We start from the raw sequence: 15,488 nt of genomic DNA, 5'->3' as shown, positions 1-15,488 counted from the left end.
AGGTGACCCGTAGGGGATTCGAACCCCTGTATGACAGCGTGAAAGGCTGCTGTGTTAAACCGCTTCACCAACGGGCCGTGAAAGTTTATGGCGGATGGAGTGGGATTTGAACCCACGAGACGAGTTATCCCCGCCTACACGATTTCCAATCGTGCTCCTTCGGCCGCTCGGACATCCATCCATGTATGCAAGGAAAGGGTTCAAAGTGATCGACCTTATTTGCCCTTCAGAATTCACATATTATCACAAGCTTGTCTGCTTGGCAAGAACTTTTTTGATTTCAGTAAAAAAGTTCACTGTCATATAACTTTTCTGTCAGGCACAATAGCCATTTTAGCGCGGTGACCATGTGCTGTCAACGAAAAAATAACAAAAAACGCCTATTTCTTTTCTCTGATTACGCCATCTTTGCAAGCTACGCATTTATCATTACCTGCGAAATCAAATTTTACTCCGTGCGCAAAGGCTTCTTTCACACGCATACCTGTACCCTCTGGCACTAGAAAGACCGGGGCCAGCAAGCTTTTGGGGCTGGCCGCCACCGCAAATGATGGTATACTTTCCCATAGGACAAGATTGGCGGTGGAAGGCCACGGCGCAGCTTCCTGCAAAGGGGGGGACGCTGATGGTCTCGCTCGGCACGCTCTACCTTTGCCTGAAAGTACTGGCAACGCTGCTCAGCCTCTGGTTTAGTGGCAGAAAGCTGTACCGATGGGCAAGAAAACGGCGTAACAAGCGAAAACCCACCGCCTAAGGTTGACCGCCCGACGGTGGGTTCGCTGGTTTTGTAATCATGCGCGCCGTGGGTGTGCCACAGCTTCTTGTCCCGGGAGTCCAATGCCGCTGCAACGGTGTTGGCTCCTTTTCATTCGTATGCCGAAAAACGCAAAGTCTATACTCCCAGTTTACCACCGTCCCCTTCCTCCTACAAGGAAGAGCGCACCAAAATGATGCTGCTTGCCTGCCACGGTTGATTTTCACCATTCACTGATTGCGCTCATACACCAGGCGCAGCCCTTTTAGAGTCAAATAAGGATCGACCACGTGAATGCACGATGTCTCGTCTGCCACCAGCGAGGCCATCCCGCCTGTCGCTACTACTGTCGGCTCGGTCTGGTACTCCGCTTTGATCCGGCGCACAATCCCCTCGACCTGCCCCACAAAGCCGTAATAGATACCCGCCTGCATGGCCGCAATCGTATTTCGTCCTACGACGCTCGCCGGCTTGGTGATTTCGATGCGCGGAAGCTTTGCCGCGCGGCTGAACAGCGCCTCCGTGGAAATTCCGATGCCGGGCGCAATCGCACCGCCCCAATACTGCCCGCGCTCGTCCACATAGCAAAAAGTCGTCGCCGTCCCAAAATCGACAACAATCAACGGAGCGCCATACTCGTGAATGGCCGCCACCGCATTGACGATTCGGTCCGAGCCTACTTCGCGCGGATACTCGTACTTGATGTTCAACCCGGTCTTGACCCCCGGACCGACGATCAGCGGTTTTTGCCGCAAATATTTGCCGCTCATGCGCTCAATCACCGTATTCAACGGCGGTACGACGGAGGAAAAAATAATTCCCCTGACCCGCTCCAGCGTCAGACCGGCACTGCTGAACAGGCTTTTTACCAGCATGCCGTACTCGTCTTCTGTCTTGTTCCGGTCGGCGGCAATCCGCCAATGATGCCGCAGTACCTCGCCCTCGTACAAACCAAGGACGATGTTGGAGTTGCCTATGTCGATCACCAGTAGCATACAGGTCGCTCCTTACCGTTTCCGCGTATTCAAATCCAGGCTGATGTCAAACGCCTTGACCGAGTGGGTCAGAGCGCCGACAGAAATGACATCTACGCCCGTCTTGGCAATATCTCCGATTGTCTCCAGCGTGACGCCGCCGGAAGCCTCGACAACCGCACGGCCATCAATCAGCGCCACCGCTTCTCTCATCGTTTCCAGCGACATGTTGTCCAGCATGATAATGTCCGCGCCCGCTTCCAATGCTTCGCGTACCTGGTCCAGCGACTCCGCCTCCACCTCTACCGTCATCGTGTGCGGAATCGCTGCGCGCGCCGAAGCAACTGCCTGTGCGATGCCTCCCGCTCCCTTGATGTGATTGTCCTTAATCATCACGGCATCGTACAAGGCAAACCGGTGATTGTGGCCGCCTCCGACGCGAACGGCGTACTTTTCCAGAAAACGCAGCCCTGGAGTCGTCTTGCGCGTGTCCACTACCCGCGCTTTCGTTCCCGCTACCGCTGCCACATATTCGCTTGTCCTCGTCGCGATGCCGGACAGGCGTTGCAGCAAATTGAGCGCAAGCCGCTCGCCGCTCAGAATGGAACGCACGGAGCCGCGCACCTCTGCCAGCTCCTGGCCGACTTCCACCCGCTGCCCTTCTTCGACCTTTGCCGTGAACACAAGCGCGGGATCAACCGTTGCGAAAACCTGCTCGGCAATCGGCAGTCCGGCGACCACTCCCGCTTCCTTGGCGTACAAAATTCCCGTTCCTTGCTCGGACTCGGGGATCGTACTCAGCGTCGTCACATCGCCAAAGCCCAGATCCTCCTGCAACCACTCTTCGATCTTGCGCTCCAGCTCCCGTTTATTCCACATCGTCTTTTCCACACTCCTCTTGAACGCCGTCCGCAAACGTCTGGATCAAATGCTTGCGCCATAGCAAATCGTCTTTATTCGGAAAATCGTTGCGATAATGGCCACCGCGGCTTTCCTCGCGAAGAAGCGCCGCTCTCGTCGTCAGCACCGCTGCGTTCAACAGGTTGAAAAACTCGAACGTCTCCCGATCCTGTGCCGCATACTGGTAAAACCGCTCCATTCGCTGCAACTCAGTCAGCGCTTTCATTAAACCTTTTTCGTCGCGTTTGACGCTGACATGCCGCAGCATCAGCTTTTGCAGCTTCACTCTTTGTTCCCGTGTACTAAACGTGCGCGCCTCCCGATATTCAGCCACGGAACGAATCGGGCGAATATCCGGCAGCGCAGGCAGATGCTTGATCCGCTGCGCAATGCGATGTCCGAACACGACCGCCTCCGACAGTGAATTGCTCGCCAGTCTGTTGGCGCCATGGACCCCTGTGCAGGACGCTTCCCCGCAGGCAAACAGCCGCTTTGTCGTCGTCTCGCCGTTCAAATCCGTCTGGACCCCGCCCATGATGTAATGGCACGCAGGAGCAACCGGAATCCAGTCCGTCACCATGTCCAGTCCGTATTGCAGGCAAAAGTTGTAAATGGTTGGGAAGCGATGCTTGATAAGCTCCTCGGACTCGTGCGTGATGTCCAAATACACAAACGACGACTTGGTTTGCTCCATCTCCGAGACGATGGCGCGGGCCACGATATCGCGCGGCGCCAGCTCCTTTTGCGGATGGTACTTGTCCATAAAGCGGTCGCCGTTGCTGTTGCGCAAAATCGCGCCTTCTCCCCGCACCGCCTCGGAGATCAGGAAGCGCGGCGCGCCCGGATAGTACAGCGCCGTTGGATGAAACTGAATGAACTCCACATCCTTGATGCGCGCCCCGGCCCGATAGGCAATGCCGATCCCGTCCGCAGTAGCAATGTCCGGATTGGTTGTATAGCGGTACAGCTGCCCCGCTCCCCCGGTCGCCAGCACGGTTGCTTTGGCCTCCAGGAAAAACATGTCCCCTTCCGGCTTTTGCACGATGACCCCCACACACTCTCCATCCTGTGTGACCACATCAATGGCAAAATGATGCTCCAGCACCCGAATGTTTTCCTGCTCCATCACCCGCTTGGACAGTGCGCGGACAATTTCTGCCCCGGTCGCATCCCCGTTTGCATGCAAAATGCGCCGTTTGCTGTGCGCGCCTTCCTGCGTCAGTTCATACCGACCTTGTTCATCCCGGTCAAACTCCGTCCCGTATGCAATCAGTTCTTTCAGGCGCTCGGGGCCTTCGTGCACGAGCACTTCCACCGCTTCGTACGAGCAAAGTCCAGCTCCGGCGATCAGCGTATCTTGCCGATGCAAGGCAGGAGAATCCGACTTGGCCGTCACGGCAGCTATTCCTCCCTGCGCCCAGCGGGTATTGCTGTCATCCAGCCCTTTTTTGCTAATCAAGACCACATCCGCATATTCACTCGTCTGCAAGGCGGTATACAACCCGGCTATCCCTGCTCCTACAACGGCTACGTCTGTTTTCAAGCGAGGCAACGACTGCAAATCAAAATCCGCGATATAACGGGGAATCATGGCTGTGTCCCTTCTCTCCGTAACTGATGATTTCCCCCCCATTATAGCAAATACCGCCCCGAATAAAACTACAGGGGCGGCCGTTCTTTTTCCGGTACAAAAAAGAAGCATCCGCCACCAAGCGAACGCTCCTTTGCAGACAACTCTTTCAATTGGACTGGGCAACGCACTCTTTGCAGGTTCCGTACACTTCAAACTTGTGCCCGGTCACCTGAAAATCTTCGGGGACAGCTGCCATGACGTTCATCGGACAGCCTGGCAGAGACGAGGTTTTCCCGCATTCCGTACAGATGACGTGGTGATGATGATGCCCGTCTGCCGAACAAGCCAAGCGGAAACGGCCTTCCCCCTCCAGCTCGGTCTCCTCCAAAATCCCCAGCTCAACAAAAGTGGAGAGGTTGCGATAAACCGTATCGAAGCTGAGCGTCGGATACTGCTCCTTGATTCGTTCCATAATGTCCTTGGCAGACAAGTAGCGCTTTTCGGCTGCGCAGATGCGGATCATTTCCTCCCGCTTGCCGGTATATTTGTACCCGTTCTCTTTAAGAATTTGCAGGGCTTCTTCCACTTTCATCGACAAACACTCCTTCCTTTTGTCTTAACCTGATGACTCTACCGCATGATCGCGCGCAACTTTTTGCCAGCCAAGACAACGAGCATAATCAAAACGGCCATCAACACAATTGTACCACCAGATGCCCAATCGAACAGATAGGCAAAATACAACCCGCTCAACACGGAGATTTCCGCAAACAAAATCGCGAAAAAGATCGTTTGGCGGAAGCTTCTCGCAATTTGTAGACTCGCCGCAACCGGAAGCGTAATCAGCGCGGAAATCAACAGCACCCCGACAATGCGCATGGAAGCGGCAATCGTCAGCGCAACCAGCACCATAAACCACAGGTTGATCGATCTGCGCGCGACACCGGACACCCGGGCAAACTCTTCGTCAAAGGAGACGGCAAACAGCTCCTTGTAAATCAAAAAGACGGTGCCCAGCACAACGACGGCCACGCCAATCAGCGCATACAGGTCCTCGATGGAGACGGTGACAATTTTCCCGAACAAATAGGAGTACAGGTCGGCATTGAATCCGTCCGCCACACTGATTAACACCGTAAACAGCCCCAGACCCGTGGACAAAATGATCGGGATCGCCAAATCCTGATACGCTTTGTACACTTTGCGCAGCCGTTCAATGAACAAGGAGCCGACTACCGCAAACAGCATTCCGAAAAACAGCGGATTTACGGCCGAGAAAAACGCCACTTTTTTCGAGACCAGCATCCCCGCCGCCACACCTGAGAGTGTGACGTGAGAAAGTCCGTCGGCCATCATCGACAAGCGCCGAACAATGAGAAATGTCCCGAGCAACGGGCAAATCAGACCGATCAAAATCCCCGAAAACAGGGTATACCGCAAAAAATCATACTGCCACCAATCAGCCAGCATGTTCATACTCCTTCTTTGGTTATCTCATTTGCAATGGCTTAATGGTGATGGGATAAAAGCCGAACGGAATCACCATACATGCTTTGCAATATTTTTTCCTGATTGTGCTCAAACTCGTGAGCCGTTCCATGAAAATGAATCTTCTTCTGCACGCAAGCGACCTTTGTCACCCATTGCGACATGACGCCGACGTCGTGGCTCACGATCATCATCGTCAGGCCGTTTTCTTCCTTGAGCGAGCGAAGCAGACCGTAAAACTGCTCAATCGACTCCTGGTCGACACCGACCGTAGGTTCATCGAGAATCAAAAGCTCCGGCTCTGCAACCAGCGCACGCGCGATAAACACGCGCTGTAGCTGACCTCCGGACAAACTGCCGATACGCTGGTTCAGTTTTTCCCCCAAACCGACACGCTCAACGGCCGCCCGAACGCTCGCATGATGCTGGGCGTTCAGTCTGCGGAAAAGTCCCACCTTCCCCACCAGACCGGAAGCCACAACTTCCTGCACCGTTGCGGGAAAACCGCCGGCTCCGTGAGCTACTTGCTGGGCGACGTACCCGATCCGGTTCCATTCGCGGAATTTGGACAGAGGCTGCCCAAACAGCTCGACTTTTCCTTTGTTCGGGGTGAGCAGGCCGAGAATCAGCTTCATCAGCGTCGATTTTCCCGAGCCATTCGGGCCGACAATTCCTACAAATTCTCCCCGTTCCAGCGAAAACTCCACCCCGTCCAGAACCAGTTTGTCTTCATATTGAAAGGAGACGTCCGTGAGCTTGACTACAGGCACTCCTTGTGTCATGGGTTCCATGCAATAATCATCCTTTAAATCGGATTTGTTCTGATTTGTTACCTTTCATCCTACTACGATTTTGCCCGAACCACAACCCTTCTATGGACAAAAAAGCTGAAATTCGCCCATTCGCCCCCCAATCGTGAGCAAAAAAGAAAAAATGCCGCAATTGATAGCGACATTTTTTCGCAAGCTTATTGCAAGGCGACCTTCAACGTCTCCAGGTTGTCACGCATGATGGACAAGTAGTCGCGTCCAGCTTTCACATCGTCCTCTGTCAGCCCTTCGAGCGGGTTGAGGGTAGCTGTCTTCACGCCGGCCTCCTTCGCGATCACTTCCGCTACTTTGGGCGAAACGAGCGTTTCAAACATCACGTAGGAGATGTTGTGTTCCTTCACATGCTCCACCAGGCTTTTCAATTCTGCTGGCGACGGCTCGTCAGCCGGATTCAGTCCCGAAATGGCTACCTGCTCCAGTCCGTACCGATTGGCCAGATAGGAGAAGGCACTGTGCGAAGTCATCAATTCTTTTTTGGCAGCGTGCGAGACCATGTTTGTAAACTCCTGGTCCAGCTGATCCAAATCGGCAGCCAGCTGCTCATAGTTTTTCTCATAGTCGGCAGCGTGCGCCTGATCGATTTGCACCAGTGAATTTTTCACCTTTTCCGCCTGCGCCTTCAGCTTTGTCGGGTCCAGCCAGACGTGCGGGTCAAATTCGCCGTGGTCGTGGCCGTGCTCCTCAGTCGCGGCTTCCCCTTCGTGCTCGTGTTCATGCTCTGTCGCTTTCAGCAAGTCCATACCTTCCGACGCATTGACGATCACGGTCTTCTTTTTGTCCAGGTTGCCTACCGCCTTATCGACCCACAGCTCCAGCCCACTTCCGTTGTAGACAAACATGTCCGCATTCGCCAGTGCCACCATGTCCTTGGCAGTTGGCTCGTAATCGTGCGGCTCTACTCCGAGCGGAATAATGTTGGTCACTTCTACATGGTCGCCGCCGACGCGCTTGGCTACGTATTCGAGCGGATAAATGGTCGTATATACTTGTGGCTTGGCACCCGCATCACCCCCGGTTTGAGGCGTGCTTGCTGTCTGCTCGGCTGCGCCGCATCCGGCAAGGCTGACCGCTGCAATCAGGCTAACGATCGCCATCAGGCCCTTTTTCATCTCTCTGCTCCTCCTGCACAATTCAAAATGATTCCGATTTAATTGCATGATCGTTTTTCATTATACGGACAGCAGCCCAAAAAGTAAACAGGATTTATTCCGATTTAATTGTCATTTGTTTGCCATGTCGATCATAGCTGCACAATTTCTCCATGCTGGTATGATAAGATAAAAGGCAGGAGGTATGTCCAAAATGAAACGTCAATCATGGTTAGCTATCAGTTTCATCACCGCAGCTCTGCTTGCCGGCTGCGGCTCTAACGATCAAGCTGGTCAGGATCACGCGAATCACGCACAGCACGCTCAGAATGGCGACTTGCAGGAAATGACCGCTTCCGTCGATCAGCTCCCGAAGTTTTTGGATAATCAAGACCCCGTTATTATCGAATCGTACAAAATCGCCGGCGCCAACCGCGAACTGCTCAAGTCCATCCCTTGCTACTGCGGCTGCGGAGAGAGCGCCGGGCACCTGCACAACGGCAACTGCTTTATCAAAGAGGAAAAGCCGGATGGCTCCATCGTCTGGGATGACCACGGCACACGCTGCGGCGTCTGCATGGAGATTGCCGTCATTTCTTCCAAGCTGAAACAGGCCGGGAAATCGACAAAAGAAATCCGCGATTACATCGACAATACCTACAAAGAAGACTACGCAAAACCGACACCGACTCCGATGCCGTCTTGAGCTTCGGGCTGATCTCATCAAAGGACTGGCACGCTGCCGCTCCCTGCCCATGGCCGTAAACCGCTTCCTCACGAGGGAGCTTTTGGGGGACAGCCTCTGGCGGAGCCGCAGACTGCTTCGCACGCGAGACAGCAACAAAGGGAGCAAAGCTTGCAACAAGCTCTGCTCCCTTCTCTCTTTTCATAAAAATGATTGCCGATCAACAGGCCATTCGCTTACGCCGGAGCCACTTCCAGCATCCGCTCCAGCGACGCGCGCGCCGCGTCTGCGATTTCTTTTGGCACGTAGATTTCCGGCTTCATGGTCTCCAGCGCCTCGACGCATTTTTTCAGGTTGTTCACTTTCATGTTCGGGCATACGAGGTATTTGGACGCGAAAATAAACGTCTTGTCCGGGCTGTCTTTTTCCAGCATATAGCGTGTGCCGTCCTCCGTCCCGATAATGAACTTCTTGTGGGACGATTCGCGGCAGTATTTGAGAATCCCGGTAGTGGAGCCTACGTAGTCGGCCAAGGCAACCACTTCCGGGCGGCATTCCGGATGCACGACAACCTCGGCATCGGGATGCTCCCGCTTCAAGGTCATGATATCTTCTACGGACAACTGGTCATGCGTATTGCAGTAGCCTTCCCAGATAATCATTTTCTTGTCTGTGAACTGGGATACATAGTGGCCCAAGTTTTTGTCCGGAACCCAAATGATTTCCTCGCTGTCCACGGATTCGATCACCCGCTTTGCGTTAGACGACGTACAGCAGATGTGCGTCTCTGCCTTGACGTCAGCAGAAGTGTTGATGTACGCCACTACTTTCGCATTCGGATGCTGGGCCTTTAGCTTGCGCAGCCCCTCTACGTTTACCATGTCCGCCATGGGACAGCCGGCACGCTCATCCGGGATGATAACCTTCTTTTGGGGATTGAGAATTTTTGCACTTTCTCCCATGAAATGAACTCCGCAGAACAAGATCACGTCTGCATCGGTTTCCTTTGCCTTTTGCGCCAGTCCAAAGGAGTCTCCAATGAAGTCGGCTACCTCCTGAATCTCGGGACGTTGGTAAAAATGAGCAAGAATGATGGCATTACGCTCTTTCTTCAGCTGCATCAGTCGTTCACGTAACTCAGCGTTGCGCTGGGCTTTTTTTTCTAACGCTAAAGCGTCCATGGAAAAAATCCCCCTACGGTGGTGTCATAATTTACGGTCATTGTAAGCTGATAAGCGGGACTTGTCAATGTAAGCGTTGTTACATGGTTTGCTTATTCTTGCCTGTTTGGACGACACCTAAACAAAAAGCTCATACCCGATACGGATATGAGCCTGTCGCTCTTGTTTACGCTGGCCGGAACAACCATTGCAGAGCGTCCGGGACATACTGTACCCCCAGATCAAAGGAGTGGTACTCGCTCTCGTAAATTACCTGGCGCACCGTGCTTTCGGTAAAGCCGTTTTGCAGCAAAAGTTCATACACCTTTTTGCTGTTGGGCACCATCCACTGTTGTCCGTTCGTGCGGCCCATTCCTTCCGCATGACCCAGGTTCATGTAGAGGCGTTGGCCGGTATGGCGGATCGGCAGCTGCTCCAGCCATTCGATCATGCCCGGAAACCAGAAGGAACCGGAAAAGCTTCCGATGCGTCCAAACCTATCCGGATACGAGAACGCCGTGTAGACGGAGATGAGCCCTCCAAACGAAAAGCCCATAATTCCCGTATGCTCGCTGGCCGGAAGCGTCCGCAGCTTGCTGTCGATGTACGGTTTCAACTCGTTCGCGAGAAACCGGGCATAGACGGAGGCACGGCCGCCAAACATCTTGCCTGGCTCAAACACATTGGGCGAAACAAACGGCGTGTATTCGTCGTTGCGATCAAACGAAGCCACTCCCACAAAAATCAAGCCGGGCAGCTCGCCCTTCGCGGTAAGCTCCCGCACTTTCAGCAAGGTGTCGCTCTCGTTCGGTTCAATCAAATCTCCGCTGTCCTGCACATAGACGACCGGGTAACGCTGGTCGCTGTCCGCATAACCGTCAGGCAGGTAAATCCATAACTGTCGTTCGTTAAACGTATCGTGCAGCACGCTAGGCTGACTCATCTGCCCGCTCTCCTCTCCGTCCATGCGATTGATTTTGGAGGCTATTCCGCAAGAACCCGGAGCAGCTCCCTCGTCGTGTGCTCAACCGCCAACGGACCTTTCGTACTGATCGAGACATCGAGCGGATACACCTGGTTTGCTTTTACAGCCTTTAGCGACTGCCATACCTTGCTCTTGTTCAGCTCGGCAAGCGTCGTATCCATATTGTCCAAATAATCGACGAGGAAAATATAGTCGGGATCGAGCACCGTTACCCCCTCCAGGGAAACGACGTCGCCCTCCAGCTTGTACGGTCCGGGAGGTTTCAGACCCAGACCGGACTTCTCATCGAACGCATACGAGACGTCATTGTCGTCCAGTACATAAAAAGTGCTGCCGTCTCCCGATGCCCGCAGGAACGTCACGGTTTTATCCTTTTTCGCGGCCAATTTTCCCCTGGCTTCCGCCATCAGCGCTTCCAGCTTGGTGATGTAATCCTCGGCCAACTGCTCTTTGCCGACCAGTTTGGCGTATTCGCGGAGCGTCTCGGCCCAAGTCCGCTCCTCCGTGTTGTTTATCATCGCCACAGTGGAAATATGACGTAAATCCTCGTAAACGTCGTTATGCGTGCCCGAGAAGGCCACAATCAAATCCGGCTCAAGCTCCGTCATCAGCTCCAGATTCGGCGTAGTCACTTCACCGATATCCTTGACTGTGGCTGTTTTGGCGTAAGGCTTCAACGTTTCAAACGATCCCAGCATGCGCTCTGCCAGCGTAGAAGCGATCGGCGGTGTTTCCAGCGCAAAGAAATACTCCATCATGCCAAAGTGCGTCACGGCAACACGCTGTGGCTGCTTGGCAATCACCACTTCTTTTCCTGTCGCATCCACATAGGTTCGCGGCCATTGCTGCTTCGTTTGCTGGGCATTCGCTGTGGCCGAAGCTTCTGTTGCTTGCTGCGTCGACTGCGGAGGATTGCTGTTGACTGCTCCGCCATTGCCCGGACCGGAGCATGCACTCAAAAGCAGCGCCAGCCCCAGCATCAGCTTGTGCATTTTGCCTTTGGTTCCCTTTCTGAATCGCTGCACGTTCTCTCCCTCACTTTTCTGATAATGATTTTCATTATTAAACAGATTGTAGTTGTACGGAGTGATTCCTACAAGGGAAGATCTTAGCCTTTTCACAGGATATTCCGAGCCTGCGCGTATGCCGGCCGCCTGTTCCTTACACTGTCCCGGCGTGACTCCGGTATGTTTTTTGAACGCGCGGATAAAGTAGGAGAGGTCGCTGTACCCGACGCCTTCGGCAACCTCCTGCAAAGAGGCATCGGTTTGCACGAGCAATGCCTTGGCCCTGTCCAGCCGCACACGGATAAGGTAGTCGATCGGGCTGTGCCCCGTCTGCTGCTTGAACTGCCTGGACAAATACGGAATGCTGTAGTTCAGCTTTTGCGCAATCGCCTCCAGCGTAAGCGGCTCGCTGTAATGCGTATGTATCAACTGCTTCGCCTGGGAAACGAGGTCGGCTTTTCCGTAGCCTCGCGCTTCTTCGTCCATTTGCCGCAACAGTTCGGAGACAAAAAGTTGAAACAGCCCTCTCGCCCGCAGTTGCCGCACAGGATTGGCGTCGTTCACCTGCCAAACTGCGTGCAACTTTTCCACCTGATCGAACAGGGCGACAGACTGTTGGGGAACAAAGGCATACGGAGCCAAAAACCAGTTGCGCCGCTCCAAAAGCTGCATGATTTCCTGGCGGCATGGCAAAGAAATAACCGCTTTATAAAAAAGAATGTAGTATTCCGAGTCGTTTTCGCAGGCCGTGATTTCAAGCGTCAGTCCCTTGCCGCCGTGAATGACGTGAAAGCGGCGCACAGAATAGGCCAGCTCGCCCAGGAGCACCTCGGCGCGGCCGCGAATGAAATACAGAAACACACTGGAAGGGAGCGGATCGAACCTCTGTGTTTCCCCCGGCTGCACAATCTGGTGGCGTACGTCCATGACTTTGACGGAAGCGTGATTCCACAGAAGCAACAGCTCTTTTTGCATCATGGGGACACCTCTCCTCTCCGAATCGCTACGCCCATTATAATTGATAACCATTCTCACTAACAACAAAAAAACCATCCAAGCCAAGGACGGTTTTTTGCAAGGGGAGATATGCTTCTGGTAGGTGCGGTTTACGCATCTCGTTTCGCTAGTTCGATTTCGACGGCTCACCAATGACCCGCTCCCAAATAAATCGGGCTACGCCATCGTCGTTATGATGCGGCGCGACATATTTGGCAATCTCCTTGATCGCGGGCGAAGCATTTTCCATCGCAACAGAATAGCCCGCCCCGATGAGCGCCTCCCGATCGTTTTCCGCATCGCCGAACGCCATCACCTGCTCTGGCGCAATTCCCCATGTCTGACAAAAATAGAGCAGACCTTCCCATTTGGAGACGCCGCGGGGAATGACCTCGATATTTTGCTTGCCGGAAGAAGTGATCGTCACTTGCTCCTGCCACGGACTGAACTGATCGGCAATCCACTTCAGACGTTCCGGATTGCTGTCCCAGATGAAAAACTTGACGATTTCCGCTTCGTTGCTCTCGATTTTTTGCAGCATTTCCGCAAGTGGCGCGACACGGGCGAGCCTGTAAAACGCAAACTGCCGCATGGAGACTCCCTCCACAGCTGCATCCTGCTCGATGATCGCCTCCAGACGCTCACGATCCTCCTGCACCATCCAGCGGTTACTGTTTGTATCATGCAGCTCGTAGTAAATCGGCTCTTGTCGCAGCGCATGGATCGCCCCGATCACCATTTCCTTGGACAACAAAAAGCGGCGAACCAGCGTGCCGTCTTTGTCATAAATCGCGGCCCCGTTGCTGCATACGTATCCGTCAAATGGAAACGAGTCAATCGGAACCTGAGCGGAGCCAAACATTCTGCCTGTCGACAACACCAGCTTGCAGCCCTTTGCTTGCAGCTCGGACAGTGCCGCTCTCGTCCCCTCTGTCATTTGCGATGCCTCGTTCAACAACGTACCGTCCATATCAAATGCAGCCATTCCCGGTGTAAGTAGCATCCTTTCTCCTCCTCCATCGATTCGGTTGTCTCTCTCTTGCCTATGCGAGCCTCTTGTCCGTTTATGAAGAAAAGAGGCACCTGAGGCGCCCCTTATTGTTTCGGTTCTTCGTTTGTTTCGTCTTGTTTGGGTTGAATGTTAACCACGACGTCACCGTTATTCGGATTGTCCGGATCGTTGTCCATTCTTCCCGTCTCGATCAACTGTCTGATCTGCTCGGCATCAAGCGTCTCCACGCGCAGCAACGTGTTGGCAATCAGATCGAGCTGATCGCGATGCTTCGTGAGCAATTCTTTACACCTAGCGTAGCATTCGTTGATGATGTTTTGCATTTCCAGATCGATCTCATAAGCGATCTTGTCGGAGTAGTTGCGCTCATTGCCGTAATCGCGGCCGAGGAACACCTGACCCTGGCTCTTGCCGAACTGCATCGGGCCGAGTCTGCTCATCCCGTATTCGGTAATCATGCTGCGGGCAATCGCAGTCGCGCGTTGGAAGTCATTGTGCGCTCCGGTACTGATATCCCCGAGCACCAACTCCTCCGCCACTCGTCCACCCAACAGCCCGACGATTTTATCGAGCAAATCTGATTTGGTAGCAAAGAAACGGTCTTCTTTTGGCAGCATCACGGTGTATCCGCCAGCCTGGCCGCGCGGAATGATCGTTACCTTATGTACCATTTCGGCATTTCTCAGGTGATAGCCGATAATCGTGTGACCAGCTTCGTGGAAAGCAACCAGGCGTCTTTCGTCTTCGCTGACGACACGAGACTTTTTCGCCGGACCGGCAATGACGCGGTCGATGGCTTCGTCTATTTCCTTCATGGTGATTTGCTTTTTGTTTTTGCGGGCGGTAAGGAGAGCAGCTTCGTTCAGCAGGTTCTCCAGATCGGCACCGGTGAAGCCCGAAGTACCGCGAGCAATGACATCCAGCTTCACGTCGTCGCCAAGCGGCTTGTTGCGGGCATGAACCTTGAGCACCGCTTCACGGCCTTTGATGTCGGGACGATCCACTGTAATTTGACGGTCAAAACGTCCTGGACGCAAAAGCGCCGGATCGAGAATGTCAGGGCGGTTGGTCGCAGCCACCATGATGATGCCTTCGTTGCCGCCGAAACCGTCCATCTCCACGAGCAACTGGTTGAGCGTTTGCTCGCGTTCGTCATGACCGCCGCCGAGACCAGCTCCACGCTGACGACCTACGGCATCAATCTCGTCGATAAAGATAATGCACGGAGCATTTTTCTTCGCGTTTTCAAACAGGTCGCGCACGCGGGATGCACCCACCCCGACGAACATTTCCACGAAGTCGGAACCGGAAATGCTGAAGAACGGAACGCCTGCTTCCCCGGCGACAGCGCGGGCGAGCAAGGTTTTACCAGTCCCCGGAGGACCTACGAGCAGGACCCCTTTGGGAATACGGGCACCCACGGCGTTGAATTTGCGCGGATCCTTCAGGAATTCCACGACTTCCTCCAGCTCCGCCTTTTCTTCATCTGCCCCCGCTACATCGTCGAACGTAACGCGCTTCTTCTCTTCGTTATACAGCTTCGCGCGGCTTTTTCCGAAGTTCATCACTCGGCTGCCGCCACCCTGAGCGTTGTTCAGAAGGAAGAAAAACAGGATGAAAATGATGACAAACGGAATGATCGAGGTCAGGAAGGTGAGCCAAATGCTGTTGCCCTCCGCTGGATTAAACTCCACCCTCTTCAGTTTTTGTTCATCAATTTTCGTTTCAACCAGCTTTACAACGTCAGAGTCATACAAAGGAACGTTGGTAAAAAATTTGTTGCTTTCCTGTCCCGGAATAGCTTTAGCCAGCGTACCCTCGACCCTGTATGTACCATTTTCAGGGCGTATGGATAGCTCTGTGACATTGTCAGCCTTCAGCTGTACCCGGAAATCCTGATATGTAAGTTTCCCAACCTTATCAGTACCGGAGAGGATGAAATTCACGATCCCGACCGTGACAAGAAAAATCAGTAGGTAGAACCCGGTATTACGAAAAAAGCGATTCATTCCTTACCTCCTCTCACGAACAGACAC

13 protein-coding genes and 2 tRNA genes are annotated in these 15,488 nt (G+C 53.7%); 1 reads left to right on the top strand and 14 read right to left on the bottom strand.

Features of this window, described 5'->3' with window-relative positions:
• Positions 1-3: 3 nt before the first annotated feature.
• From ACTHO6_RS15900 to ACTHO6_RS15860, 9 genes are all read right to left on the bottom strand, one after another.
• A tRNA-Glu gene (locus ACTHO6_RS15900) sits at positions 4-77 on the bottom strand.
• An 11-nt stretch (positions 78-88) separates the two neighbouring features.
• Positions 89-181 (bottom strand) — tRNA-Ser (locus ACTHO6_RS15895).
• A gap of 803 nt (positions 182-984) precedes the next feature.
• Entirely contained in the window at positions 985-1,749 is a 765-nt protein-coding gene (locus tag ACTHO6_RS15890) for a type III pantothenate kinase (protein ID WP_440242754.1), read from the bottom strand.
• A gap of 12 nt (positions 1,750-1,761) precedes the next feature.
• Complete coding sequence (gene nadC, locus ACTHO6_RS15885; protein WP_440242753.1) at positions 1,762-2,607, bottom strand: carboxylating nicotinate-nucleotide diphosphorylase; 846 nt, start codon at positions 2,605-2,607, stop codon at positions 1,762-1,764.
• Positions 2,597-4,219, bottom strand: a complete 1,623-nt coding sequence (nadB, locus tag ACTHO6_RS15880; protein ID WP_440242752.1) for an L-aspartate oxidase — start codon at positions 4,217-4,219, stop codon at positions 2,597-2,599. Before nadB ends, nadC begins: the two co-directional genes overlap by 11 nt.
• Positions 4,220-4,367: 148 nt before the next feature.
• Positions 4,368-4,793, bottom strand: coding sequence for a Fur family transcriptional regulator (locus ACTHO6_RS15875; protein ID WP_440242751.1), 426 nt, complete (start codon positions 4,791-4,793; stop codon positions 4,368-4,370).
• A 38-nt stretch (positions 4,794-4,831) separates the two neighbouring features.
• Positions 4,832-5,671, bottom strand: a complete 840-nt coding sequence (locus ACTHO6_RS15870; RefSeq protein ID WP_440242750.1) for a metal ABC transporter permease — start codon at positions 5,669-5,671, stop codon at positions 4,832-4,834.
• 38 nt (positions 5,672-5,709) lie between these two features.
• Complete coding sequence (locus tag ACTHO6_RS15865) at positions 5,710-6,480, bottom strand: metal ABC transporter ATP-binding protein (RefSeq protein ID WP_440242749.1); 771 nt, start codon at positions 6,478-6,480, stop codon at positions 5,710-5,712.
• Between the two features lie 176 nt (positions 6,481-6,656).
• On the bottom strand, positions 6,657-7,628 hold the full coding sequence (locus tag ACTHO6_RS15860) for a metal ABC transporter solute-binding protein, Zn/Mn family (RefSeq protein ID WP_440242748.1): 972 nt from the start codon (positions 7,626-7,628) through the stop codon (positions 6,657-6,659).
• 193 nt (positions 7,629-7,821) lie between these two features.
• Here ACTHO6_RS15860 and ACTHO6_RS15855 point away from each other — a divergent pair, with 193 nt between their 5' ends.
• Positions 7,822-8,313: a PCYCGC domain-containing protein gene (locus ACTHO6_RS15855; protein WP_440242747.1), complete on the top strand. Its 492-nt coding sequence runs from the start codon at positions 7,822-7,824 to the stop codon at positions 8,311-8,313.
• A 215-nt stretch (positions 8,314-8,528) separates the two neighbouring features.
• On the opposite strand, the gene nadA is transcribed toward ACTHO6_RS15855, so the two are convergent.
• The 5 genes from nadA to ftsH all read right to left on the bottom strand — a co-directional run bounded on the left by nadA (position 8,529) and on the right by ftsH (position 15,461).
• Positions 8,529-9,473 (bottom strand): quinolinate synthase NadA, encoded by a 945-nt coding sequence (gene nadA / locus ACTHO6_RS15850; protein ID WP_440242746.1) that lies wholly within the window; start codon positions 9,471-9,473, stop codon positions 8,529-8,531.
• 166 nt (positions 9,474-9,639) lie between these two features.
• A complete protein-coding gene (locus tag ACTHO6_RS15845; RefSeq protein WP_440242745.1) occupies positions 9,640-10,395 on the bottom strand; it encodes an alpha/beta hydrolase in 756 nt (251 codons plus the stop codon).
• 41 nt (positions 10,396-10,436) lie between these two features.
• Positions 10,437-12,422, bottom strand: coding sequence for an AraC family transcriptional regulator (locus ACTHO6_RS15840; RefSeq protein WP_440242744.1), 1,986 nt, complete (start codon positions 12,420-12,422; stop codon positions 10,437-10,439).
• A gap of 145 nt (positions 12,423-12,567) precedes the next feature.
• Entirely contained in the window at positions 12,568-13,443 is an 876-nt protein-coding gene (locus tag ACTHO6_RS15835; protein ID WP_440242743.1) for an HAD family hydrolase, read from the bottom strand.
• A gap of 92 nt (positions 13,444-13,535) precedes the next feature.
• Positions 13,536-15,461 (bottom strand): ATP-dependent zinc metalloprotease FtsH, encoded by a 1,926-nt coding sequence (gene ftsH, locus ACTHO6_RS15830; protein ID WP_440242742.1) that lies wholly within the window; start codon positions 15,459-15,461, stop codon positions 13,536-13,538.
• Positions 15,462-15,488 lie beyond the last annotated feature (27 nt).

The sequence above is a fragment of the Brevibacillus sp. SAFN-007a genome, from assembly GCF_051967035.1.
Classification (GTDB): Bacteria; Bacillota; Bacilli; order Brevibacillales; family Brevibacillaceae; genus Brevibacillus.
Note: the sequence above shows the minus strand (reverse complement) of the source record. Positions and strands in the feature narration are given on the sequence as shown.

Bases quoted from the DNA above. Each gene is read 5' to 3' on its own strand.
- ACTHO6_RS15890 (WP_440242754.1), bottom strand. From the start codon at position 1,749: ATGCTACTGGTGATCGACATAGGCAACTCCAACATCGTCCTTGGTTTG.
- nadC (WP_440242753.1), bottom strand. From the start codon at position 2,607: ATGTGGAATAAACGGGAGCTGGAGCGCAAGATCGAAGAGTGGTTGCAG.
- nadB (WP_440242752.1), bottom strand. From the start codon at position 4,219: ATGATTCCCCGTTATATCGCGGATTTTGATTTGCAGTCGTTGCCTCGC.
- ACTHO6_RS15875 (WP_440242751.1), bottom strand. From the start codon at position 4,793: ATGAAAGTGGAAGAAGCCCTGCAAATTCTTAAAGAGAACGGGTACAAA.
- ACTHO6_RS15870 (WP_440242750.1), bottom strand. From the start codon at position 5,671: ATGCTGGCTGATTGGTGGCAGTATGATTTTTTGCGGTATACCCTGTTT.
- ACTHO6_RS15865 (WP_440242749.1), bottom strand. From the start codon at position 6,480: ATGGAACCCATGACACAAGGAGTGCCTGTAGTCAAGCTCACGGACGTC.
- ACTHO6_RS15860 (WP_440242748.1), bottom strand. From the start codon at position 7,628: ATGAAAAAGGGCCTGATGGCGATCGTTAGCCTGATTGCAGCGGTCAGC.
- ACTHO6_RS15855 (WP_440242747.1), top strand. From the start codon at position 7,822: ATGAAACGTCAATCATGGTTAGCTATCAGTTTCATCACCGCAGCTCTG.
- nadA (WP_440242746.1), bottom strand. From the start codon at position 9,473: ATGGACGCTTTAGCGTTAGAAAAAAAAGCCCAGCGCAACGCTGAGTTA.
- ACTHO6_RS15845 (WP_440242745.1), bottom strand. From the start codon at position 10,395: ATGAGTCAGCCTAGCGTGCTGCACGATACGTTTAACGAACGACAGTTA.
- ACTHO6_RS15840 (WP_440242744.1), bottom strand. From the start codon at position 12,422: ATGATGCAAAAAGAGCTGTTGCTTCTGTGGAATCACGCTTCCGTCAAA.
- ACTHO6_RS15835 (WP_440242743.1), bottom strand. From the start codon at position 13,443: ATGCTACTTACACCGGGAATGGCTGCATTTGATATGGACGGTACGTTG.
- ftsH (WP_440242742.1), bottom strand. From the start codon at position 15,461: ATGAATCGCTTTTTTCGTAATACCGGGTTCTACCTACTGATTTTTCTT.